This is a genomic window from Moorella sp. E308F, assembly GCF_006538365.1.
Classification (GTDB): Bacteria; Bacillota; DSM-521; order Neomoorellales; family Neomoorellaceae; genus Neomoorella.
The window spans coordinates 1,023,608-1,047,134 of sequence record NZ_BJKN01000002.1 but is presented as its reverse complement, the minus strand read 5'-3'; the positions used below and the strand labels follow the sequence as shown (position 1 = coordinate 1,047,134).

General features: G+C 55.4%; 25 protein-coding genes and 1 other RNA gene. 22 read left to right on the top strand and 4 right to left on the bottom strand.

From position 1 onward, the window contains the following. Positions 1-19 precede the first annotated feature (19 nt). The 4 genes from ssrS to trxA all read left to right on the top strand — a co-directional run bounded on the left by ssrS (position 20) and on the right by trxA (position 1,660). Positions 20-204: non-coding RNA, 6S RNA (gene ssrS / locus E308F_RS11760), on the top strand. Positions 205-248: 44 nt separating this feature from the next. Continuing rightward, the gene (locus E308F_RS11755) at positions 249-944 is read left to right on the top strand and encodes a tRNA threonylcarbamoyladenosine dehydratase (RefSeq protein WP_172613938.1); all 696 of its coding nucleotides are present in this window, start codon (positions 249-251) and stop codon (positions 942-944) included. A 65-nt stretch (positions 945-1,009) separates the two neighbouring features. Further along, complete coding sequence (locus E308F_RS11750) at positions 1,010-1,303, top strand: metal-sensitive transcriptional regulator (protein WP_141265073.1); 294 nt, start codon at positions 1,010-1,012, stop codon at positions 1,301-1,303. A gap of 21 nt (positions 1,304-1,324) precedes the next feature. Continuing rightward, positions 1,325-1,660, top strand: a complete 336-nt coding sequence (gene trxA, locus E308F_RS11745; protein WP_172613574.1) for a thioredoxin — start codon at positions 1,325-1,327, stop codon at positions 1,658-1,660. Between the two features lie 80 nt (positions 1,661-1,740). Here trxA and E308F_RS11740 read toward each other — a convergent pair whose 3' ends face one another. Continuing rightward, positions 1,741-3,078 carry an AAA family ATPase gene (locus E308F_RS11740; protein ID WP_141265071.1) on the bottom strand — a complete coding sequence of 446 codons (1,338 nt, stop codon included), beginning with the start codon at positions 3,076-3,078 and terminating at the stop codon, positions 1,741-1,743. A 130-nt stretch (positions 3,079-3,208) separates the two neighbouring features. On the opposite strand from E308F_RS11740, the gene E308F_RS11735 reads away from it, so the two are divergent. Further along, on the top strand, positions 3,209-4,042 hold the full coding sequence (locus tag E308F_RS11735; RefSeq protein WP_141265070.1) for an Mrp/NBP35 family ATP-binding protein: 834 nt from the start codon (positions 3,209-3,211) through the stop codon (positions 4,040-4,042). Positions 4,043-4,161: 119 nt separating this feature from the next. Here the strand turns inward: E308F_RS11735 and E308F_RS11730 are convergent, their stop codons facing one another. From E308F_RS11730 to E308F_RS11720, 3 genes are all read right to left on the bottom strand, one after another. Then, positions 4,162-4,740: a nitroreductase family protein gene (locus E308F_RS11730; RefSeq protein WP_253260454.1), complete on the bottom strand. Its 579-nt coding sequence runs from the start codon at positions 4,738-4,740 to the stop codon at positions 4,162-4,164. Between the two features lie 284 nt (positions 4,741-5,024). Then, a complete protein-coding gene (locus E308F_RS11725) occupies positions 5,025-6,734 on the bottom strand; it encodes an IS200/IS605 family accessory protein TnpB-related protein (RefSeq protein WP_141265069.1) in 1,710 nt (569 codons plus the stop codon). After that, complete coding sequence (locus E308F_RS11720; RefSeq protein WP_141265068.1) at positions 6,697-7,362, bottom strand: IS607 family transposase; 666 nt, start codon at positions 7,360-7,362, stop codon at positions 6,697-6,699. The genes E308F_RS11725 and E308F_RS11720 overlap by 38 nt, the downstream gene beginning before the upstream one ends. A 312-nt stretch (positions 7,363-7,674) precedes the next feature. Between E308F_RS11720 and E308F_RS11715 the strand changes: the two genes are divergently transcribed. The 17 genes from E308F_RS11715 (at position 7,675) to E308F_RS11630 (ending at position 23,492) form a co-directional block, all read left to right on the top strand. After that, on the top strand, positions 7,675-8,652 hold the full coding sequence (locus tag E308F_RS11715; RefSeq protein WP_141265067.1) for a 4Fe-4S dicluster domain-containing protein: 978 nt from the start codon (positions 7,675-7,677) through the stop codon (positions 8,650-8,652). Beyond that, complete coding sequence (locus E308F_RS11710; RefSeq protein WP_216364525.1) at positions 8,645-9,313, top strand: formate dehydrogenase subunit gamma; 669 nt, start codon at positions 8,645-8,647, stop codon at positions 9,311-9,313. Before E308F_RS11715 ends, E308F_RS11710 begins: the two co-directional genes overlap by 8 nt. Before the next feature lie 236 nt (positions 9,314-9,549). Continuing rightward, positions 9,550-10,002: an RrF2 family transcriptional regulator gene (locus tag E308F_RS11705; RefSeq protein WP_141265066.1), complete on the top strand. Its 453-nt coding sequence runs from the start codon at positions 9,550-9,552 to the stop codon at positions 10,000-10,002. A 20-nt stretch (positions 10,003-10,022) separates the two neighbouring features. Beyond that, positions 10,023-11,186 carry a cysteine desulfurase NifS gene (gene nifS / locus E308F_RS11700; protein WP_141265065.1) on the top strand — a complete coding sequence of 388 codons (1,164 nt, stop codon included), beginning with the start codon at positions 10,023-10,025 and terminating at the stop codon, positions 11,184-11,186. A 28-nt stretch (positions 11,187-11,214) separates the two neighbouring features. Next, positions 11,215-11,592, top strand: a complete 378-nt coding sequence (gene nifU / locus E308F_RS11695; protein WP_141265272.1) for a Fe-S cluster assembly scaffold protein NifU — start codon at positions 11,215-11,217, stop codon at positions 11,590-11,592. Between the two features lie 53 nt (positions 11,593-11,645). Beyond that, positions 11,646-12,722, top strand: a complete 1,077-nt coding sequence (gene mnmA / locus E308F_RS11690; RefSeq protein ID WP_141265270.1) for a tRNA 2-thiouridine(34) synthase MnmA — start codon at positions 11,646-11,648, stop codon at positions 12,720-12,722. A gap of 68 nt (positions 12,723-12,790) precedes the next feature. After that, positions 12,791-13,249 (top strand): PRC-barrel domain-containing protein, encoded by a 459-nt coding sequence (locus E308F_RS11685; RefSeq protein WP_141265064.1) that lies wholly within the window; start codon positions 12,791-12,793, stop codon positions 13,247-13,249. A 379-nt stretch (positions 13,250-13,628) separates the two neighbouring features. Then, complete coding sequence (locus E308F_RS11675; RefSeq protein WP_141265062.1) at positions 13,629-14,666, top strand: AI-2E family transporter; 1,038 nt, start codon at positions 13,629-13,631, stop codon at positions 14,664-14,666. 125 nt (positions 14,667-14,791) lie between these two features. Continuing rightward, positions 14,792-15,997, top strand: a complete 1,206-nt coding sequence (locus tag E308F_RS11670; RefSeq protein WP_141265061.1) for a YgeY family selenium metabolism-linked hydrolase — start codon at positions 14,792-14,794, stop codon at positions 15,995-15,997. Between the two features lie 122 nt (positions 15,998-16,119). Next, on the top strand, positions 16,120-16,998 hold the full coding sequence (locus E308F_RS11665; RefSeq protein WP_141265060.1) for a class I SAM-dependent methyltransferase: 879 nt from the start codon (positions 16,120-16,122) through the stop codon (positions 16,996-16,998). Between the two features lie 107 nt (positions 16,999-17,105). After that, positions 17,106-19,751: an alanine--tRNA ligase gene (gene alaS, locus E308F_RS11660; RefSeq protein WP_141265059.1), complete on the top strand. Its 2,646-nt coding sequence runs from the start codon at positions 17,106-17,108 to the stop codon at positions 19,749-19,751. Positions 19,752-19,784: 33 nt separating this feature from the next. Beyond that, positions 19,785-20,036 carry an IreB family regulatory phosphoprotein gene (locus E308F_RS11655; protein ID WP_141265058.1) on the top strand — a complete coding sequence of 84 codons (252 nt, stop codon included), beginning with the start codon at positions 19,785-19,787 and terminating at the stop codon, positions 20,034-20,036. A 19-nt stretch (positions 20,037-20,055) separates the two neighbouring features. Then, positions 20,056-20,352, top strand: coding sequence for a hypothetical protein (locus tag E308F_RS11650; RefSeq protein WP_141265057.1), 297 nt, complete (start codon positions 20,056-20,058; stop codon positions 20,350-20,352). A 20-nt stretch (positions 20,353-20,372) separates the two neighbouring features. Beyond that, positions 20,373-21,320 carry an aldo/keto reductase gene (locus E308F_RS11645; protein WP_141265056.1) on the top strand — a complete coding sequence of 316 codons (948 nt, stop codon included), beginning with the start codon at positions 20,373-20,375 and terminating at the stop codon, positions 21,318-21,320. A 1-nt stretch (position 21,321) separates the two neighbouring features. Continuing rightward, positions 21,322-21,744, top strand: coding sequence for a Holliday junction resolvase RuvX (gene ruvX, locus E308F_RS11640; protein ID WP_141265055.1), 423 nt, complete (start codon positions 21,322-21,324; stop codon positions 21,742-21,744). A 30-nt stretch (positions 21,745-21,774) separates the two neighbouring features. Then, positions 21,775-22,044 carry a DUF1292 domain-containing protein gene (locus tag E308F_RS11635; protein ID WP_141265054.1) on the top strand — a complete coding sequence of 90 codons (270 nt, stop codon included), beginning with the start codon at positions 21,775-21,777 and terminating at the stop codon, positions 22,042-22,044. 113 nt (positions 22,045-22,157) lie between these two features. Further along, complete coding sequence (locus tag E308F_RS11630) at positions 22,158-23,492, top strand: VanW family protein (RefSeq protein WP_141265053.1); 1,335 nt, start codon at positions 22,158-22,160, stop codon at positions 23,490-23,492. Positions 23,493-23,527: the final 35 nt, after the last annotated feature.

Below are 23,527 nucleotides of genomic sequence, written 5' to 3'. Positions count from 1 at the left end.
AACAGGAGGAATAAAAAATTTTACCCTGCGATGTTCGTGTCGCACCGTGGAGTTTTGAGCCAACACCTATACAAAGGGAGCCCCACCTCTGGGCGTGGCTTGCAGGCCCCCTTGGAGGGGAAGCAAAAAGCGTCCAGGGAGGCACCCACCTGCTGAGAGCGGGTTCATTAAACACACGGTGAGCACGGCATTTGTGGGGTTTTATTTTTTGGGTGGGCAAGGTGGAGAGTTTCTGGTCCCGAACGGAAATGCTCATTGGGCCTGAAGGGCGGGCCCGCCTGGCGGCATCCCGAGTAGCAGTAATTGGTACCGGCGGAGTCGGTTCCTTTGCTGTGGAGGGCCTGGTACGGGCAGGTATAGGCTACCTGGAACTGGTGGATCCGGATGTAGTACGACCCAGCAATATCAACCGCCAGGTGCCGGCCCTCCATTCAACTTTAGGACAGCCCAAGGTTGAAGTCCTGGCCCGGCGCTGCCGGGAGGTTAACCCGGAGGCAGTAATTGTTGCCCGGCACGAAGCGTACAGCCCGGCAACGGGTTCTAAATTTGTCCGGCCCGACCTGGATTACATAGTTGATGCCATTGACAGCGTGGGAGCCAAAATTGACCTCCTGGCTACGGCCCTGCAGGCGGGGGTACCTGTGGTCAGCAGTATGGGAGCCGGCAATCGCCTGGACCCCACCAGTTTAAAGGTGGCCGACATCAGTGCCACCCGGGGGTGCCCCCTGGCCCGGGCCGTGCGGCGGGGTCTAAAATCTCTGGGTATCACCACGGGCCTGACGGTGGTCTATTCGGAAGAGCCGCCGCTGCCGGCCCGGCCCAACCCGGAACTGGCGGCAGGTGAGCGACATCCTCCCGGCAGTATGGTTTTTGTCCCGGCCGTGGCCGGCATGATACTGGCCAGCCTGGTGGTACGATACCTCCTTTCCCAAACCAATTGTTAGTTGCCGTGGCTGCAATTATGCTGTATACTGGATAAGGGTATCCCCGGGGAAGGAGGTTCAGTGAAATGAGCAGGAGGCCGGGCGAAGAGAGTTCCTATGCCCCCCAGCGGGATGATTTACTGCTCCGCCTGCGAAAGATCGAGGGCCAGGTTAAAGGTATCCACCGCATGATTGAAGAGGACAAGTACTGTGTTGATATTCTCATTCAGATTGCCGCTGCGCGGGCAGCCTTGAAAAAGGTCGGGACCATGATTTTTGAAGCCCATGTCCGGGGTTGCGTCCGGACGGCCATTGTCAATCAAGAAGATGGAGAAATAATTAATGAATTAATCGATGTTTTAAACCGTTTTATTAGTTAATGGGAAAAGCGAAGGGAGAGAATGGGTTTGGCAGCGCCAAATATCGTTACCCTCACGGATGCCAATTTTAAAGAAGAAGTGCTCGCCGCGCAGCTCCCGGTTTTGGTAGACTTCTGGGCTGTGTGGTGTGGTCCCTGCCGGATGATTGCTCCCCTTGTGGATGAACTGGCGGAGGAATACAAGGGTCGAATCAAGGTGGCCAAGCTGAATGTAGATGAGTATCAAGGACTGGCAGCGGAATATGGCATTATGAGTATTCCTACCCTCTTGCTATTTAAAAACGGCGAAGTTGTCTCCCGGCTCGTAGGGTACCAGGCTAAAGACAAACTGGTCCAGGTGTTGGAGAAGCATTTATAAACCACGGGGATAGCCCACCGGGTAAAGAATCACGTCGCACCCGGTGGGCTATGATGTTATTAGGCATGGTTATTCACAATTTAACCCTTGCTATTATCCCTGTTACGCCTGCGCTGCTGCCACGCTGTTTTTAATTGCCCTTCCCGGCCGTAGTCGCTGGGGTGGTAAAAAACCTTCTCCAGGAGGTTGTCCGGCAGGTACTGTTGTTCCACCCAGCCGCCGGGGTAATCATGGGGGTACTTATAGCCCTTCCCATGGCCAAAGGCGGCTGCACCCCGGTAATTGGCATCCCGCAGGTGGATGGGTACCGGCCCGGCCGTTTCTTTTTCCACTGCTGCCAGCGCAGCGTCAATGGCCTTGATGACCGAGTTGCTCTTGGGGGCCAGGGCAATATAGATGGTGGCTTCGGCTAGGATTATGCGGCCTTCCGGCAGGCCTACCCGTTCCACAGCCTGAGCGGCGGCACTGGCCACCACCAGGGCCTGGGGATCGGCCAGGCCCACGTCTTCGGCGGCATGGATGAGGAGCCGGCGGGCCAGGAAGGCCGGGTCTTCCCCGGCGTAAATCATCCGGGCCAGCCAGTAAAGGGCGGCGTCGGGGTCTGAACCGCGCATACTTTTAATCCAGGCCGAGACGCAGTCGTAGTGCTGGTCACCATCCCGGTCATAGAGGACGGCCCGCTGCTGGATGGCTTCTTCAGCAACCTTGAGGGTAAGGAGGCGCCGGCCCTTTTCGTCCGGTGGGGTGGTGAGGACGGCAAACTCCAGGGCGTTCAAAGCCACCCGGGCATCGCCGTTGGCTACCCTGGCCAGGTGTTCCAGAGCCTCCGGCTCGACTACGACGCTAAATTTACCCAGGCCCCGCTCGGGATCTTGTAAGGCCCGCCGGAGGAGGGTTAGGATGGCTTGGTCGGACAAAGCCTCCAGGCGGAAGATTCTGGAACGAGAACGGATGGCGGCATTAACGGTAAACATGGGATTCTCAACGGTGGCGCCGATAAGGGTGAGTAACCCTTCCTCAACGCAGGGGAGAAGGGCATCCTGAATGTTCCTGGCCCAGCGGTGAATCTCGTCGACAAAGATTACCGTCTTTTGCTGGTAATATTTTTCCCGCTCCCGGGCGGCGGCTATGACCCGGCGAATATCGTTAACGCCGTCCAAAACGGCATTTAAAGATTCAAAGTGGGCCCTGGTCATGCGGGCGATAATCCGGGCCAGGGTTGTTTTACCGCTTCCCGGAGGTCCCCAGAGGATAATGGAAGTCAGGCTGTCGTTCTCAATGGCCCGGCGCAGCAGGGTACCGGGCCCGACGATCTTTTCCTGGCCGACAAATTCATCTAAAGTACGCGGCCGCATCCTTACGGCCAGGGGCGCTCGTGCCTCACGGCTTTCCTCGCTGGCCTGCTCGAAAAGGTCCATTCATTACACCTCAATAGGGAATGGGCTTTTTACCTCCATTTTAGCATTTTGCAACTGGATGTAAAATAGCCGTTATTTTTTAATTGACATATGACCGCAAAAGAGTATAATTATTACGAGGTGAAAAACATTGGCTACAGGAGCTTGCGAAACCTGCAACCCGGCAACCTGCAGTTCTACGACCTGTGAGGCCAAAGGGCCGAGCCGCATCCCGCCTCATGAGCTGAGCAACATCAAACACGTTATCGGCATCATGAGCGGCAAGGGCGGCGTCGGCAAGTCTTCAGTAACGGCTTTGCTGGCGGTGGCCTTGCAACAGGCCGGTTACCAGGTGGGCATCCTGGATGCCGACATTACCGGCCCCAGCATCCCCAGGATGTTCGGCGTCCGCCGGCCGCCGGAAGGCACCGGCCACGGCATGATCCCGCCCCAAAGTCACGGAGGTACCCGGATCATGTCCCTTAACCTTTTGCTGCCCCATGAAGATGACCCGGTCATCTGGCGCGGCCCCCTGATCGGCGGGGCTGTCAAGCAATTCTGGACCGATGTCATCTGGGGCGACCTGGATTACCTCCTGGTTGACTTGCCGCCGGGAACCGGGGATGCCCCCCTGACAGTGCTCCAGTCTTTACCCCTGGACGGCCTGGTCATTGTCAGCTCACCCCAGGAACTGGCCCAGATGGTGGTCCGCAAAGCTGTAAAGATGGCGGCCCTGATGAACGTTAAGATCCTGGGTCTGGTGGAAAATATGAGCTATGCCGTCTGCCCGGACTGCGGTAAGGAGATTTATCTCTTTGGTCCCAGCCGCGCCGGAGAAGCGGCAGCAGAAGCCGGTATCACTCTACTGGGCACCCTGCCCCTGGATCCGGACCTGACGGCCCTGTGCGACCACGGCCGGGTGGAAGATTACCGCGGGCCCTTGCTGGAACGGGCCAGGGAGTTTATCAGGAAGATCGCCGGGTAGGATTGACTTTCCTGCCAAGGTAAATGGTTTTAAAAGCCAGGGCCGCCTTTAGCGACCCCCTGGAGGACTTCTTATGGTTTTCTGGCCCCGGAAAAATCCGGGGCCAGTCATATTTTTATTTAACGCATAACCCTTACCACCTCTTCCAGGGAACGGCGCGGCCGCGGTGCCGGCGTCTGGTCGGGGTAACCCACCGGTATGATGGCTACCGGCCGCAGGTTGGGTGGTAAAGAAAGGACGCGGCTTACCTCAGCTTCACTGAAAGCCCCTACCCAGCAGGTCCCCAGGCCGTAGCCGGTGGCGGCCAGCATGAGGTTGGTGACAGCTGCAGCCGTGTCTTGCAGGCAATATAGATTGCGGCCCCGTTCGCCATAAGCGGTGGCGGCCCTTTCCGGGTCGGCGCATACTACAATGACGACCGGCGCCTGGGCAACGAACTTCTGGCCCAGGGCTGCCCTGGCTAGGGCTTGTTTTAGATCGTCCTTATAGATGCAATAGAAAAACCAGGGCTGTACGTTACCGGCCGAAGGCGCGGCGCAGGCTGCTTCCAGCAGGCGGCCAATGGTAGCTTCGGGAACGGGGTCGGGCTTGAAACGGCGGATGCTCCGCCGTTCTTTAATGCAATCGATTACGTCTTTAGTCAAGGTCCAGGCCTGGTTCAAAAAACCTAACAATTCTTGACACATTATGTCAATCATTATTAGGCGGCCTCCCCATGACCAGGCTTTTCGCTCCTTTCGGATTTGATTTGCCTGCCCCTGGGAGCAGGCTGCGCGACAGGGAGACCTCGGCCCCGGGAGTCTCACCCGGACGGGAGAACGGCACTTCACGGGCGCAAGGCGCGGCCTTAAGGAGAACCGTAAAAGTTCCCGCCTTGCGTCGACCGTCAAGCGGTCCAGCACTTTATTCTTTCAAGCGCCGGACGCCTCCGCGCGATCTGTTAGATGCGGCCTACCGGTTTCTCCGATACCGGCTAACGGGGTCACCTACTCGATAAAGCGAGCTGCTTCAAGTCGTGCCAGACTGAATAAAAGGCTTCCTGTTTATAGCGGTCTAAACCGTTGTGAACGGGAACCTTTTCGTCCAGCCGCATGATTTGCCGCTTCACCTTTCGGGTCATCCCTTTTCCTTCCCCAGGCAAGGAATTCTCCTTTTGGTTCAGCGACTCAATGACAGCTTGGATCTTTTGTTTTAACTCTTTTGTTATGCGTTCTTTAAAACCTATTGCCCGGCGGGCGATTGCCAATGCGGCGGCATGGTGGATAGTTACCCCGTACCGCTCCATGTATTTCCAATAGCCGATGGTGGAAGTGTGGGCCGGCCGGACCGGCTTTACGCCGACGCCTTCTTTGTAGGCTTTACGGATAATAGCTTCGGTTATCTTCCGGTAAGGAAAATTGGCCGCCATGCGATTGAACTTTTTATCGGTGTCCAGCCGGTCTTTGCCGAAGCCCAGGTCTTCTATAGCGATAGATTTGCCTAAAACTTTGGCGATGTTCACCACTACCTGGGCCAGAACGCCGATGAGGTAAGTACGTCTAAAACTGCGGCTGTAAGCCAGTTCCGGTATCTTGAGGTAAAGGAAACCGTTCGGGTGTACTATCGTCTGAAACTCTCCGGCAAATTTGTGCAAGGCTTTGGGATAAGGAACAGTGAAGCCTTCCGGCCAGGGCTCGGGCTGGCCAAAATAATTAACGTTAGCCAGAGCTACCCCATCTGGGTTGGTGTCTATCCCAAGGTAGCCGCGGTTGGGGTCGGTCGCCAATTCAGGCGCCGTCATGGTGAAGGCGATATGGACCCTGTACCGGCCATCCCGGCCTCTAATTAATTCAACGTTATAGGGTGCGCCGGAAAGAAGCAACCCCCATACCTTGAGCCGGTGTTTTTCCGGCAGCCAGAGCTCTCCTTCCACCCGCGGTGCCCTGGTCATTATGGGCCTTCCTTTGCTGTCAGTACCTTTCTGCTCGGATAGATGGGAAATAGTGACTGCCAGGGTAAATCTCCCCTCCTGGTAAGCTACCTTCATGTTGGGGTTGCCGCCTTTAGTTTCGTCGCCCCGGGCGTATAACCGGTTCTGCCGGGTGTGGCGCCATTCTTCCCGGCCGGCCTTGCCCCGGCAGACCTGCCGCCATAAAGAACGGCCCCCGAATACTACCTTGGGAATAGTGCCGTCGGCTTCATGCTTCTGGAGTTCGGCCAGTTTAGCGGCAAGCTTTTGGACCCGGGCCTTACGGCCGTGGAATGCCCGTTTGGCTTTTTCTATTTTTGCAGGATCATTAACCTTAATCGCTTTGTCCAGATCTTTTTCAGCCCAGCGGAGTTTCTTTTTAGCCCGGCTCAGTTTGGTTTCTGTTTCCTCGATTTCCAGCGCCAGGAGTTCCTTTTGCGTTTCTATGACAGCCCTCGCTTTCAGTATGGCATCGTCACAGTAGCGGGAATTTAAGCCGAATAACCGCTGGCCTTCTTGTTTGAGTTCTTCCCGGGAACGGCCTTCCATAAGCCGGTTGAAGGCCCAACGCTCGCAGGCGCAGAAAAGCCGCATCTCAGTATCCAGCGGGTCTTCATCTCCCCGGCTCCATTTCTTAGACCGAAAAGCAGGGTAAGCTTCCGGAAACCACTCGCCGCAGATGGTATACTTGATGTCGCCATTAAGTTCAATCATCCTCTTTTTGTTCTTTCGTCGTTTCTTCATCTGACTCCACATCCGCGATTAGTTCCTGAAACCCCTGCCTCACTTTTTTGCCGCCCCTGGCCCCGTATAACCTGGCAGTAAATGACGTGACTATGGCCAGCAAATCTTTCACCAGTTCGCTTTGAGCGTCTTCCGGCTCTTTTTCCGCTATGGCGATTATTTCTACGCCACAGTATTTTAAATGACGCTCAATGTACGAATATCCGAAACGGGCCAGCCGGTCGGGGTACTCGATAATAAGTTTCTTATACTCACCCTGCTCGGCTAACTTGAGTGCGTTGGCCAGGCCACGGCGCTTCTGGTTCAAGCCGCTGGCCACGTCCGCAAATTCCGCCCTCACAATAAAGCCGTTTTCTTTGGCATACTGGCGCAGCCGTTCCATCTGCCGTTCCAGGTTGCCGGCGTCGGCCTGCTTTTTGGTGGACACCCGGGCGTACAGCACGACTGCCTCACGTCCGCCAGTCAATTGGCCGGACTGTAGAAGCTTATTGAGTTCATCCATAGAGTACCGGCGCTGGCCTCCAGGCAAACGCACGGGCTTGATTAAGCCCCGCTTTTCCCAGTTGCGCAGGCTGTTAGGATGGACGCCCAGTTTCTTTGCCGCTTTGCTGATGGTTAATAGTTCCATGACTTTATGGTGCGCTTTTTGTTATGTTTTGTCAATATTTATTAATCTGTTGGTAGCTGCTACTAACCTCCTCTGGGCTGTATTTCCAGCAAGAATAAAAGTAGCATACCTTGCCAGGAAGTGCAAGTCTTGGGCAGGAAAGATGCAGTTCCTGCTCTAAAAGCTTTTCGGGGTATTATTACTGCAACAGACCAGCTGATAAAATGGGCCTGAATAAAGATTACCTTGTATTTCGCTAAATAATATTGACGGCGAATAACAAAGACCGTATTATAGTAATTGGAATTATAAAGGGGAGAGTGAGAACCATACATGAACAGGCGTGAATTTCTAAAACGCACCGCCGTGGCCGGTATTGCCGGCGGGATAGCCCTCACCGGATTGAACAAGCTTGAAACCGCCTGGGCAGCTACAACACCGGTAGGTACGCTGATTGATTTGACCAAATGTGATGGCTGCGCTGATAAAAAATTGCCTGCCTGTGTGGCAGCCTGCCGGGAAACTAACCGCGACCGTTTTCCTCAACCGCGACCCGAAGACATCCGGCCCTACTGGCCCCAGAAAAAATTTGAAGACTGGTCCAAAAAGCAGGATGTAACCAACCGCCTGACTCCTTATAACTGGACTTTTGTCCAAAAAGTTGAAGTAGAATACCAGGGTAAAAAGGCAACTGTGTTTATCCCCAGGCGGTGTATGCATTGCGATAATCCCCCCTGTGCCAACCTGTGCCCTTTCAGCGCCCAGGAAAAAACGCCCGAAGGGCCAGTGCTGATAGATCCCAATATCTGCTTTGGTGGGGCCAAGTGCCGTGAAGTCTGCCCCTGGCATATTCCCCAGCGGCAGGCGGGGGTAGGTTTATACTTAAAAGTAGCCCCCAAGTTTGCGGGCGGGGGAGTGATGTATAAATGCGATCTCTGTTACAGCAGGATTACCAGGGGAGCCCTGCCGGCCTGCGTAGAGGCTTGTCCCCGGGAAGCCATAGCCTTTGGGCCCAAGGAAGAAATGCGTAAAAAAGCCCGCGCCAGGGCAGCCGCCATTAACGGCCATATATATGGGGAAAAAGAAAATGGCGGTACTTCTACCTTTTATGTTTCGGCAGTACCCTTTACAGTCCTGCACCGGGCTTTAATGGAGCAAAAACAGAGCCCCGGTTTACCTGTGGAAGTAGAAAACTATCTCGAAACTGCCAATGGGCTGGCCCAGGGGTTGCTGCTGGCGCCGGTAGCCGGTGTCCTGGCAGCTGGCCTGGCAGTATATAAAGGCATGAAAGGTGATGGGAATAATGAATAAAAGCGGGCGCATTAAAAGGCATAGCCTCGCGGTACGGTTCGTGCACTGGTCGGTAGCCATTTCTACCTTTCTCCTGATCTTCAGCGGCCTGGGGCAATTACCCCTTTACCAGCGCTATATGGTTGATAAGATTCCGGGCTTAACCTGGTCCTCTAATTTCCACATTACCCTTACCCTGCATTATGTGGCGGCTGTCTGGCTGGTATTTGCGGCTGCTTTTCATATCGTTTATCACAGCTTGCGCCGCGAGTTTACTATCCTGCCCCGTCGCGGCGATGTCAGAGAGTCTATAATCGTTATCAAAGCCATGCTGGGGCTAGGTGAAGAACCTCCTGCCGATAAGTACCTGGCTGAGCAACGTGTGGCCTATGCTTTTATTGCCTTTAACCTGCTCTTGCTTATTGTTACCGGATTCATTAAAGTGATTAAAAATTTCCCGGGCATCACTTTTTCTGATACTCTTCTTGACTGGGCTACCAACCTGCATAACCTGGGAATGGTAATGATTATAGTCGGCATTATTGCCCACCTGGCGGCCTTTATCTTTAAAGCCAACCGGCCCCTTTTGCCCGGTATGTTTACCGGCTACGTGGATGAGGAGTATGTCCGTAAGAGGCATTCTTTATGGTATGAAAAATTACAAAAGAAGTTAAGCAGTTAAACATTAAATACCTTTGGCGATTAATACCGCCCTGGCCCCGGAAGTAACCTCCGGGGCTATTTTTTATGCGGCCTGCTATGGTAAAATGAGGAAGGAAACTAATATCAGTATATTTTCTTTCTATCCGGGATAATTTAAAAAGCAGAGTAAAAAAGTCAACTTTAGCGTTGACAATACCCGAGTTAGTTGCTAAGATATTATTACCGAGCAAACCACTAGGGATTGGAGGTGGTGGGGTGAAACTCTCAACGCGGGGCGAATATGGCCTGCGGGCCATGTTTGACCTGGCCCAGCATTACGGCGAAGGCCCCATCCCTATTAAAAGTGTGGCCGAAAGGCAGGATATATCCGAGCACTACCTGGAACAGCTTATTGCCGTTTTGCGTAAGGCCGGCCTGGTGAAAAGTGTCCGGGGCGCCCAGGGCGGATATATCTTGAGCCGTGACCCGGAAGAAATTACCGTGGGGGATATCATCCGTGTGCTGGAAGGCCCCATTGCCCCGGTAGATTGCCTGAATGCCGGCGAAGGCGAGGGCTGCGAGCGGGCAGAAACCTGTGTCACCAGGGACATCTGGGAAAAGGTGCGCGACAGCATCAGCGACGTCCTGGACAGCTTTACCCTGGCCGACATGGTAGCCAGAGCCAGTAAAATGCAGCAAGACGACAAATACTATATGTACTATATCTAGCGAAAGAAAAGGGTGTAATTATGCGCAGGGTTTACCTTGATCACAGTGCCACCACACCGGTCCGTCCTGAAGTACTGGATGCTATGTTGCCCTTTCTTAAGGAGGATGCCTTTGGCAATCCTTCCACCATTTACAGCTACGGCCGGGAGGCGAAAAAGGCCCTGGACGAGGCCCGGGAAAAGGTAGCCGGCCTGATTGGCGCCCGGCCGGAGGAGATTTTCTTTACCAGCGGTGGTACTGAGGCCGATAACCTGGCCCTCATCGGCACGGCGACGGCCAACGAAAAAAAAGGCCGCCATATTATAACCTCCAGTATCGAGCACCATGCCGTCCTGCACACGGCGCAGTATTTAATGCGCCTGGGCTTTAAAGTAACATTCCTGCCGGTAACCCCGGAAGGCCTGGTGCGGGTAGAGGATGTGGAAGAAGCCATTACCCCTGAAACCATCCTCATCAGCGTCATGCACGTCAACAATGAAGTGGGTACCATCCAGCCTATTAAAGAGATAGGGCAGCTTGCCCGGGAGCGGGGGATTATCTTTCATACTGACGCCGTCCAGAGCGTGGGCAAAATCCCCGTTAATGTCGATGAGCTGAATGTCGACCTGCTCTCGGCTTCCGGCCATAAGATATACGGGCCCAAGGGCGTTGGATGTCTTTATATCCGTAAAGGCACCAGGATTAACCCCCTCCTCCACGGCGGGGCCCAGGAACGTAAGCGCCGGCCGGGCACGGAAAACATGCCGGGTATTGTCGGCTTTGGCCGGGCGGCGGAACTGGCCGGCCAGGAACTGCCTCAGGAAATGAAACGCCTGCAGGCCTTGAGGGACAAGCTGATTGACGGTATTCTGAACCGGATTGAGGATGTACAGTTAAACGGCGACAGAGAAAAACGGGTAGCCACCAATGCCAACTTCAGCTTCCGCTATGTAGAAGGCGAATCCCTGCTTCTGAGCCTGGACATGAAGGGCATCTGTGCTTCCAGCGGTTCGGCCTGTACTTCCGGTTCCCTGGACCCGTCCCATGTCCTGCTGGCCATGGGAATTCCCCATGAAGTGGCCCACGGCTCGGTACGTATGACCCTGGGCCGTGATAATACGGAAGCAGATATTGACTACGTCCTGGAAGTTATGCCGGAGATAGTGGCCCGGTTGCGTGCCATGTCGCCCCTGTACAACAGGTAAAAAAAGGAGAAACAAAGGAGTGAGCAGGGTGTATTCGGAAAAGGTTATGGACCATTTTACCAATCCCCGCAATGTGGGCGAGATTGAAAATCCCAGCGGTGTCGGTGAAGTGGGTAACCCCGTTTGCGGCGATATCATGCGCCTGTACATCCAGGTGGAAGATGGTATAATCAAGGATTGTAAGTTCAAAACCTTTGGCTGCGGTGCCGCCATTGCCACGAGCAGCATGGTAACGGAAATGGTCAAAGGAAAAACAATAGAAGAAGCACTGCAAATAACTAATAAGGCGGTAGCCGAGGCCCTTGACGGCCTGCCAGCCCAGAAGATGCACTGTTCCAACCTGGCTGCTGATGCCCTGCATAAAGCCATCGAAGATTACCGGAATAGGAATAAGAAAGCCTCTTGAGTGGATAAAACTAAATTCAGGGGGTGGCCAAAGCGGCCCGCAAGGAAAAAGTTATGGTGGCCATGAGCGGCGGCGTGGACAGTTCTACGGCCGCCGCTTTATTGAAGGAAGCCGGCTATGAAGTAATCGGCGTTACCCTGGACCAGTGGCCCGAGGGTACGCCTCCTCCGGCAGGGGAAACCGGCTGTTGCAGTCTTGCTGCCGTCGACGATGCCCGCCGGGTGGCCGGTATCCTGGATATACCTTATTATGTCTTAAACTTTCGCGAGCTTTTTGAGCGTGAAGTTATTGATTACTTCATTACATCTTACTTGAAAGGGGAAACTCCCAATCCCTGTATAGCCTGCAACCGAAAGGTGCGGTTTGATGCCCTTTTAAAAAAGGCCAGGGCCCTGGGTATGGATTATCTTGCCACCGGCCATTATGCCCGGCGCCTTTACGATGCCAGGCGCGGCCGGTATCTCCTGGCCAAAGGGCGGGATACCGATAAAGACCAGAGCTATGTCCTTTATTCCTTTACCCAGGAACAGCTGGCCCATACCCTGCTACCCCTGGGGGATTATACTAAAAAAGAAGTGCGCCAGATTGCCAAAAGTTATGGCCTGCCGGTAGCTGAAAAGGCCGAATCCCAGGATATTTGTTTTATCACCGAGGGTGATTATCGTGATTACCTCCGGAGCAGGGTGGCGCAGGCTATAAAACCTGGTCCCATCCTGGATGTCAAAGGTCGGGTGGTTGGCCAGCATCAGGGACTCCCTTATTACACCATCGGCCAGCGCAAAGGCCTGGGCCTGGCCCTGGGCAAGCCCTGCTTTGTGGTAGCCCTGGATCCAGAACGCAATGCTGTTATTGTCGGCGGCAAAGAAGACCTGGAGCGACGCGTTCTCTATGCCCGGGACAACAATTACATTCTGTGGGGGGAACTGCCATCCCACGCCCGGGTAACGGCGAAAATCCGTTACCGGGCCCCTGAGGCGGCAGCTACCGTGTACCCCATGGAGGACGGCCGCGCCAGGCTGGAGTTTGACGAGCCCCAGCGGGCCATTACCCCGGGCCAGGCCGTCGTCTACTACCAGGGCGACCTGGTGGTAGGCGGCGGTACTATCGAGGCTACCTTTGCTCATGATTGAGGGCGCATGCTGTTAACCTTCCCTGGTTATACTAGAGGAAGGTTATCTTTTTTAGTGGAGGTTTGACTATGCCCAAGGGGAGGGAACTGGTTGGTTTACCGGTCATCAGCCAGGACCGGGGGGAAGAATTGGGCCGGGTCCAGGACCTCCTCTATGACGAGAAAACCGGCCTTTTAAAGGCCTTGGTCCTGGCCGACGGCAGCTGGTTGCAGCAGCCCCAGGTGGTATCCTTTGAGGAATTGCAGGCCCGGGGACCCAAAACCTTTACCGTTGCCGGTGCAGAGGCCATCGGCCATGAACTGCCAGCAGGGTTAAGGCGCTGGCAGGAGATTAAAGGCCTGCGCCTTTTAAGCCGGGATGGCCAGGAATTAGGCCTGGTGGAAGATCTGGTTGTTGACCTTCCTTCCGGCCAGGTGAAAGCCTTAGAGATATCTACGGGCCTGGTTAACGACCTCCTGGAAGGGCGCCAGGAAGTTCCCCTCAGCGGGGAGATTAAGTGGGATACGCAGGCAGTAATTATGGGTTAATTTTTTAGGGAGTGAGCTAAATGTTAAATTGCCCCCATTGCGGGAGTAAATCCATCGGGAAAATCGGGACCGATCAATACTACTGCTGGGATTGTTTCGTAGAATTTAACAACCGCCGGGAAATTTTTAACGTTGCTGAGGACGGAACCTTAATATCCCTGGAAGGGTAGGGGGCAAGGTGGGCTTGAGCTTCTGGCGTGGTTTTATCGCTGGCAGTATCATGGGGGCCATAATCAGCAGTACCTTAAAATGGCCCCGGGAAACACCCCCATTCCAACAGGAAATAGTACCCCCTGCGCCGCCAGAGGAGCAGTTCCCGGCGCGATGCAGGGGAGTTGTCCACCGTCGCCCTCAGGTTAGGCCTTAGGTTGGGAAAAGCATGACGGTAAAGCGGGCTTTAAAAATCTGGCGCCTGGCCGGGGCCGGGCTTTTCCTGGCTGGGGCCTTATTTTTCCTGTACCGCGTGCGTGGGGTTTTGACACCCTTCTTTCTGGCGGCCTTCCTGGCCTACCTTTTGAAGCCAGCCATGATGAAGCTAGAGAAAAAGGGTGTAAAGCGACCCCTGGCCATTTTACTTCTCTACCTGCTTATCCTGGCCCTTTCCCTGCCGGTATTTTTCTTTATTCTACCCAGGCTAATCCGGGAATTAAATGAATTTCTTATCCGGCTACCTGCCTTCACGGCCGAGGTTGAAGGCCTGCTTCAGGATTTCTACCAGCGGTACAATCAAGTAGCCATACCTGCCGGCCTGCGCCGGCTCTTGGATGAATCCCTCACCAGTATAAGCACCACCTTCCAGCAGGGCGCTCGCCAGGCCCTCCAGGCCCTCCTCGATCTCCTGACTGGGGCTACCAGCTTCCTCCTGGCGCCAATTTTAGCCTACTACCTTTTACGCGACAGTGAACAAATCGGCCGGGCAGCCAGCCACCTGCTACCCATCCAGATGAAAGAGGATGCTTTGGGCCTGTGGCTGGAGATCGACCGGGTATTGACCAGTTTCATCCGCGGCCACCTGCTGGTGTCCCTGATTGTGGGTCTCCTAACCGGCCTGGGCCTGGCCCTGGTCGGTTCCCGGTACGCAGTCCTCCTGGGCATAGTAGTGGGCCTGGCCGATTTAATTCCCTATTTTGGACCGGTAATCGGTGCTGTTCCCGTCCTGGCCCTGACCTTGCTGGAATCGAAAAAAACGGCCCTTTACGCCCTGGTAGTCATGGGTATTGTCCAGCAGGTAGAAAGCAGTTTACTGGCTCCGCGTATTTTAAGTGAAAGTGTCGGCCTCCATCCCCTGGTAATTATCTTTGCTCTCCTGGCCGGCGGCGAACTCTGGGGTGTGACCGGCCTGCTCCTGGCCGTACCCCTGACGGCTATTGGTTGCATTGTGGTAAAATTTATCTGGGCGCGCCTGGTTGGCAGTTAATTTGGAGTTAAAATTTTACTAACCGGCAGGAATTCTGCTCTCAACGTGGAAATAAATTAACTATAAGTTAAAAATGCTAGCTCGATTAAAGTCAAGTTAAGCCGTGCTAAAAGGAGGAAAATCAGATGCACGAGGAAATTATTAAAAAGATTAAGGCGGAAGTAGAGAGGCACCGCGAGGACATAATCCAGTTTTTACGGGACATAGTAGCCATTCCTAGCCCCAACGGGGACATCAAAGCAGTGGCCGAGCGCATTGGCCGGGAAATGAAAAAGCTGGATTTTGACGAGGTCTTCCTGGACAGTATGGGCAACATCGTCGGTCGTATTGGTAACGGCCCGAAGGTCCTGCTTTACGACAGCCATATCGACACGGTTGATATAGCCGATTCTGACCAGTGGCAGTGGGACCCTTATAAGGGCAAAATAGAGAACGGCATCTTCTACGGCCTGGGTGCCGGTGATGAGAAGAATTCCACCCCGGGGATGGTGTACGGCCTCAAGATTATGAAGGACCTGGGCCTGACCCACGACTTCACCCTTTATTACTTCGGCAATATCGAAGAGATCTGCGATGGGGTGGCCCCCAACTCCCTGGTGGTCACGGACAAGATCAAGCCCGACTTTGTTGTCATCGGCGAGCCGACGAAAATGAATATCTACCGTGGCCATCGCGGCCGGGTGGAGATGAAGGTCACCACCAAGGGCCGTACCTGCCACGCCAGCGCCCCCGAGCGCGGGATCAATGCTGTTTATAAGATGGCGGAAATTATCAAGGGTATCAGCCAGATGGGGGACGAGTTTATTGAGGACCCCTTCCTGGGAAAGGGCTCCATTGCCGTTACTGATATTCATTGCAAGACGCCTTCCATCAATGCCCTACCCGATGAGTGCTTTATTTACATCGACCGCCGTCTTACCTTCGGGGAAACCCAGGAAATGGCCGTGGAGCAGGTGCGCAAAGTGGCGGAACCCCACGGCGGTGTGGTGGAAGTGCTGGAATTTGATGAACCCAGCTACACCGGCTTTGTCTTTAAAGTAGATAAATACTTCCCGGCCTGGGCCTTACCCGAGGATCACCTCCTGGTGAAGGCCGGCCTCAAAACCTATGAGCAGCTTTTTGGTCAACCGACAGGCGTAGGCAAGTGGGTCTTCAGCACCAATGGTACCTACTGGATGGGCAAAGCCGGTATCCCTGCCATCGGCTTCGGACCGGGCGATGAGGTATATGCCCACTCCGTCCTAGACCAGGTACCTATTGAGGATGTCGTCCGCTCTACCGAGTTTTACGCCTTCTTCCCAACAGTCTTGAGCGAGATGCTGGCGAAATAAGCTTTACATGGTGGTTTTAAAAGCCCCCGTCCCCGGTTACTCCGGACAAGGCAGAGGGGCTTTAATTTTCCATCTGGAAAAATAACGACAGAGGGATAAAATAGGGGCAGAGGTGATTATTGATGGTTACTACGGAGTTACCCCTATTTCAGCGGGCCGATTTCTGGGAAGAGTCCTGGCAGGAGGAGCGCCGGCAGTCCCTCTACGGCCGGCGCCGGCCGGATCGCGATGGTACCGGCTACTGGAACCGGCGCGCCGGCCATTTTGCCCGCCAGACCGGTGGGGAAGAGGGGAAGCAGAGGGTAGCCCGGATCCTCCACTGGCTGGGCCACCACGGCGGTTTGGACCGGGACCTGGAGATCCTGGATATCGGTTGCGGTACGGGCAACTATGCTTTGCCCCTGGCCCGCCGGGCGCGGCGGGTGGTGGCTCTGGACCCGGCAGAGGAAATGCTGGCCATTTTAAAGGAGCGGGCCGGAGAAGAGGGCATAACCAATATTGAGCCGGTCCAGATGACCTGGGAGGAGGTGGACCTGGATAAACAGGGCTGGCGGGGAAGCTTTGACCTGGTCCTGGCCTTCATGAGCCCGGGGATTAAGGATGCGGCCACTTTAAGAAAAATGATCGCCGCTTCCCGGGGGGCCTGTTTCCTGGCCGGCCACTTGCGCCAGGAAATCAGCGGCCGTAAGGAGTTGTGGCAGCAGCTCATTGGCGGAGAAATGCCAGGGATACCGGCGGATGTCCTCTATATTTTCCATCTCCTCTATGCCTGGGGATATAACCCATCCCTGGAGCTGGAGCAATGGGTAAGCACCAGGGAACTGGAGCCTGACCAGGCCATTGAGGAAATGGAGATTTTCTTTTATCCCCACCTGGAACTGACGCCGGCAGTCCGCCGGGCCATTGTCGATTATGTCCAGGGCCACCTGGTGAACGGCCGCTACCTTTCCCGCCGGGAAATGACGGCCGGATACCTTTTCTGGAGCGTGAACCTTCATTGACAACCTTCGCCGCTTCAGGTATAATGTAGAAAAATTTAGCAGGGAGAACCTCGTTCACCGCCCCGGGGCGGGGGCGAGGTTTAGTTTTGACGAGGAGTTGACGTTTTTTGACGGGGAATGAGCTCCGGGAGAAATTTTTAAGCTTTTTCGCCGGTAAGGGTCATACCATTGTCCACAGTTCTTCCCTGGTACCGGTAAACGATCCGACGCTGCTTTTTACCAATGCCGGTATGGTACAGTTTAAAGACGTTTTCCTGGGCCTGGACCGGCGCCCTTTTAAACGGGCGACGACGGCCCAGAAGTGTGTTCGTGCCGGGGGCAAACATAACGATCTGGATACCGTCGGGCGTACCGCCCGTCACCATACTTTTTTTGAAATGCTGGGTAATTTCTCCTTTGGTGATTACTTCAAGCGCGAGGCCATTTCTTATGCCTGGGAATTTTTAACGCGGATCCTGGAATTGCCGCCGGAACGCCTCTGGATTACAGTCTACAAGGAAGACGATGAAGCCTACCGGCTGTGGCAGGAAGTAGCCGGCGTGCCGGCAGAACGGATAGTGCGCATGGGGGAAAAAGATAACTTCTGGGCCATGGGCGATACCGGCCCCTGCGGTCCCTGCAGCGAGATTATCTACGACCGCGGGCCGGAGCATGCCTGCAGCTCCAACCCCTGCGCCCTGGGGGCCTGCGACTGTGACCGCTGGCTGGAGATCTGGAATCTGGTTTTTATGCAGTATGAACGGGATGCCGGCGGTAATTTAACGCCTTTACCTCGCCCCAGCATTGATACCGGTATGGGACTGGAACGGATGGCATCAATTTTACAGGGCGTGGACAGCAATTTTGATACCGACCTCCTGCAGCCTTTAATCAAGGCCATGGAAGGCTTAAGCGGCCGGGCCTACGATCGCGGGGAGGCCGGCTTCCCCTTCCGAGTTATTGCCGATCATGCCCGGGCCTGTACCTTCCTCATTGCCGACGGCGTTTTACCGGGGAATGAGGGCCGCAGCTATGTCCTGCGCCGGATTTTACGCCGGGCGGCCCGATTTGGCAAGGCCCTGGGGGTGGAGGAGCCCTTCCTGTACCGCCTGGTGGATACGGTGGTCAATATTATGGGGCAGGCCTACCCGGAAGTAGCGGAGCAGCAGGAGTACATCGCACGGGTAATACGCCAGGAAGAAGAGCGTTTCCATGAAACTTTAAATGATGGCATGCGGGTCTTAAACGGCATCATGGAGCAGGCCGGGCGGGAAGGCCGGGATACCATCAGCGGCCACGAAGCTTTTACCCTCTATGATACCTATGGTTTTCCCGTCGACTTGACGGAGGAAATTGCCGGCGAAAAGGGTTTCAAAGTAGACCGGGCCGGCTTTGAAGAGGCCATGGCGGCCCAGCGGGAACGAGCTCGGGCGGCACGCGAAGATATAAAGGCTTTTGAATTTGCCATGGCCTTTGCCGGCAACCTGGACGACATCGGCGGCACAGAATTTACCGGTTACGAGCGGCTGGAAGACACCGGTAAAGTCCTGGCCCTGATCCGACAAAGCGAGCGAGTTCCTTATCTGGACGAGGGGGAAAGCGGCTATGTCGTCCTGGACCGGACACCCTGCTACCCGGAGGGTGGCGGCCAGGTGGGGGACCAGGGTAGTTTGGCCTGGCCCGGCGGTGAGGCGCGTGTGCAGGATACCCGGCGCCTGCCCGGCGGGAAGATTGTCCACCAGGTGGCTGTAACTGCCGGGAAGCTAGCTGCCGGACAGGAAGTAAAGCTCATGGTGGACAGGGAGCGTCGTCTGGCCACGGCCAGGAATCACACCGCGACCCACCTGTTGCACCGGGCCTTAAAGAATGTCCTGGGTGAACACGCCAACCAGGCCGGCTCCCTGGTAACACCGGAAAGGCTGCGTTTTGACTTTACCCATTTTGCTCCCTTAACCGAAGAAGAACTCAAGGCTATAGAGAAGGAGGTCAATGCCAGGGTTTTAGCCGGTTTACCGGTAACGACCCTGGAGACTTCCCTCCGGGAAGCAAAGGCTATGGGGGCAATGGCCCTCTTTGGCGAGAAATACGGCGAACGGGTGCGGGTAGTAAAGATGGGTGATTATAGCCTGGAACTGTGCGGCGGTACCCACCTGCGTTCCACCAGCGAAGTAGGTCTTTTCCGGCTTACGAGTGAGAGCAGCATTGGTGCCGGCGTGCGCCGGGTAGAAGCAGTAACGGGTGCGGCCGCCCTGGACCTGATAAGCCGGGAGTACCAGGAACTGGCCTCTGTCGCTGGTTTGCTCAAAGTACCACCCTTCCAGGTAGCCGGGCGGGTGCAGCAGCTCCTGGAGAAAGGCAAGGAAATGGAGCGGGAAATCGCCCGCTTGCGTAACCAGCTGGCCACCTACACCGTCAAAGATTTGCTGAACCAGGTGCGAGAAGTAGCCGGGGTACCGGTATTGCAGGCCCGGGTAGATATAACCGATTCCGAAGCTTTACGAGAGCTGGCCGATAAAGTGCGGGACAAAATGGGTTCAGGCGTAGTGGTCCTGGGTTCCCAGCATGACGGTCGTGTTAATTTTGTTGCTATGGTAAGTAAAGACCTGGTGAAGCGGGGCGTCCATGCCGGGAATTTATTACGCGAGGTGGCCCGAATTGCTGCCGGCGGCGGCGGGGGCCGGGCGGATATGGCCCAGGCCGGCGGCAAGGATCCGAGCAAGCTGGACCAGGCCCTGGCTTATAGCCTTAAGGTAGTGGCCCAGCAGGTTCGCTAAGAGAAGCGGGAAACCGCAAGGAGGGTGAAGGCAATGTCCGGGGACATGCAGGAAACAATGATGTTTAAAGTAGAGAAAGAGGAGAAAGTTAAGGTCCGGGATGTGCTGGTGGAAGTACAGGCAGCTTTAAAGGAAAAGGGGTACGATCCCATAAACCAGTTGATAGGCTACCTCCTCTCAGGGGACCCGGCTTACATTACCAGCCATAAAGGGGCCCGCAACTTGATTCGCCGTGTGGAGCGCGATGAGATCATCGCTGAGTTGCTGAAGAACTATTTAACCTAATAAGGGGAGGATGATACCCATGGCCCTGTCGGATGTGGAGCTGACGGTCAACCTCTATACCGAAGGTGATAAGTTATTTGACCTCCTGAAGGCTGCGGTGCGTGACTGGCAGGGGGGCTGGGGGCATGAGCGGGAACGAGCGGCCTATGCCCTGGAGCTTTACCAGCGCTGCCTCCAAACTATGCGCGCCCACCTGGAGGAAGCCAGGGCGAAGGCCGAAGGAGGTTTCTTTACTGAACAGGATCGGCGGATTTTGAACCGTACCGAAGAAAAGCTGGCTTACTGGGAGAAAAAGCTGGATGAAATACGGAAATAGATATTCAGGAAGTTAGCACCGTGTTATACACCACCCTTGGAGCCAGCGGGATCAGGGTCTCCCGCCTGTGTTTTGGTTCCTTGACCATAGGCCCGCTCCAGGCGAGCCTGAGTATTGCTGCCGGGGCCAGCCTCCTCCGCCGTGCCCTGGAACTGGGTGTCAACTTTATTGATACGGCCCAGTGTTATGCCACTTACTCCCATATCCGGGCCGCCCTGCAGGGGTGGCAGGAACCGGTGGTGGTGGCTACCAAATCCTATGACTACACGGCAGAAGGTATGGCCCGGAGCCTGGAGGAGGCCCGGCGGGAGCTGGACCGGGATGTTATTGATATCTTTTTGCTCCACGAGCAGGAAACGCCCCTGACCCTGGCCGGCCACCGGCCGGCCCTGGAATACCTCCTGGAAGCCAAAGCGCGCGGCCTGGTACGGGCCGTGGGTATATCCTCCCATGCTGTAGCAGCGGTGCGGGCGGCAGCTGTAATGCCGGAAATCGATATTATCCATCCCCTGTACAATCAGGCGGGGCTGGGAATACTAGACGGCAGCAGGGAAGAGATGCTGGCCGCCATTACCCTGGCCCACGATAACGGCAAGGGGATCTATGCCATGAAGGCCCTGGGCGGCGGCCACCTGGTAACACAAGCGCGGCAGGCCCTGGAGTTTGTCCTGGCCACCCCGGTCATTGATGCCGTAGCTGTTGGCATGCAATCCCTGGAGGAAGTAGAGGTGAATGTCGCCTGGTTTAACGGTCGGGAACCGGCGGCGGAACTGCTGGCGCGGCTTCAGGCGAGGAGCCGCCGGCTACTGGTTGAAGACTGGTGCCGGGGTTGCGGGTCATGCGTCAAACGTTGTCCCCAGGGAGCCCTGGAACTTAAAGGCGGGCGGGCGGTAGTTGATCCGGATAAGTGCATTCTCTGCGGTTATTGTGCCGGCGCCTGCCGCGATTTTTGCCTTAAGGTGATTTGAAGTGCGCATTATGGGACTGGATGTCGGCAGCAAAACCATTGGCGTGGCTGTTAGCGACCCTTTAGGCTGGACGGCCCAGGGCGTGACCACCATTCGCCGGAAAAACAAGGCTGCCGATGTGGACGCCCTTAAGCAATTAGTTGCCAGGTACGGCGTCGAAGAGGTGGTGGTCGGGCTCCCCCGCAATATGAACGGCACCTTCGGGCCCCGTGCTGGAGAAGCCCGCGCCTTTGCCGCCAGGCTAGAGGCGGAACTGGGAGTGCCGGTGCATCTCTATGACGAGCGCCTCTCCACCGTAGCGGCTGATAAAATCCTCCTGGAGGCCGACCTGTCCCGCCGCCGCCGGCGGGCCGTTGTCGACCAGGTAGCGGCCAGTATAATTTTACAGGGATACCTTGACCGGCGGGGGCAAAATAGGGTATGATAGGCCTATCCTGGAAAAAGGAGTGAGGACATGGCCGACCAGGAAAACACCATCGTCCTGACAGATGATGAAGGGCAGGAGCATGAGTTTGTTGTCGTAGATATCCTCAATGTCGAAGATGACGAGTATGCCATCCTGTTACCAGTGGGAACCAGTGATACCGAGGCAGCAGAAGCTATTGTGCTAAAAATCGGTTTGGATGAAGATGGCAACGAGGTCCTCTATGAGATTGAGGATGAAGATGAATGGCAACGCGTGGCTGAGGCCTGGGCAGATGCCGTGGACGAAGGAGAGGAATAGGGAAGCTAAAAAGCCCGCCAGGAAGACTGGCGGGCTTTGCCTTAAATTTACTTTGTATCTCCAGTCGGCAGGAAGCATATTATGTTTTAAAAGTGTTTACGGGAAGTGGGCCCATGGTCAGGTGGAAACTGGCAGCATTTTTAATTTTTCTGCTGGGAGCGGCCGGCCTGACCGTAAGGGGAATGTATTTTTCCGGCCGCATTTTCCCGGGCGTAACCGTAGCCGGCTGGCCAATCGGAGGGATGACGCCGGGTGCTGCCCGTTTAAAAATAATGGAGATGGCTACGGAAATTCTGGACCGGGAAATTAAATTGCGCCTGGGCGAAAGGTTGGTAACAACTACTCCCCGGACCCTGGGGATGAAAATTGATATTGAGGCTACCCTGTCCCGGGCCTGGGCCATGGGCCGGACCGGAAATTTAAAGCAACGCCTGTCTGTTTTCGCATCAAACCGGCGCCGGCTGGAGCCGGTATATCAGTGGGAACAGGAGCGACTCCTGGCAGAATTAAAGCGCCTGGGCACTGATATCTTGAAAGAGCCAGTAGATGCGCGCCTGGAAATAGATAGTAACGGTAAACCCTACTTAATACCCGGGCAGGCCGGCTGGCAAGTGGATACCATGACCTTCATGAGACGCCTGGCAGAGCGATCACGGGGAGAAGTAATCGACATTCCCTTGAACCGTGTTGAACCACAACTGACTACAGATGCACTGGCAGCCCGGAAAATTGAAAAAGCAACCGGGTCTTTTACTACCGTTTTTAATCCATCCGATACCGGCCGTACCCACAACATCCGGCTGGCGTCCAGCACGCTGGATGGTACCTGGATACCGCCGGGGGGCGAGTTCTCCTTTAACCAGGCAGTGGGGCCGCGGACCATAGAACGTGGCTACCGGGAAGCCCTGGTTATTGAAGATCGTAACTTTGTACCCGGCATTGGCGGTGGTGTCTGCCAGGTGTCGTCAACCCTTTATAATGCCGCCCTGGCTGCCGGGTTAACCGTCGTCGAGCGCCAGCCCCATGGTCTGGCCATAGGTTATGTGCCGCCGGGGCGGGATGCCACCGTCGCCTATGGCCTGATTGATCTTAAAATCCGCAATGATACTCCCTTCTGGTACTGGTTGAAGGCCCGGGTGGATAATGATAAGCTGACAATGACCTTTTATGCCGCCGAGGAAGCCCCTGCCGCTGAGGTGGTGAGCCAGGTAATTGAAAAAATCCCCCCACCGGAAGAAGTGGAAATAGTCCCCAACTGGCCCCCCGAAAAGGTGGAAGTTAAACAGGAAGGAAAATCGGGTTTCCGGACCAGGGTTATCAGGATTCTCCACCAGCAGGGAAAAGAAGGGCGGCAAGAGGTTGTCTCCCAGGATTTATACCCTCCGCTACCACGGGTCGTCCGCCGCGGGCAACCAGAGGAAACTGTTGTGCATTTCACCGGATCTTGATATAATGAAAAAAATAATTAGGGAGAGAAAAAAGG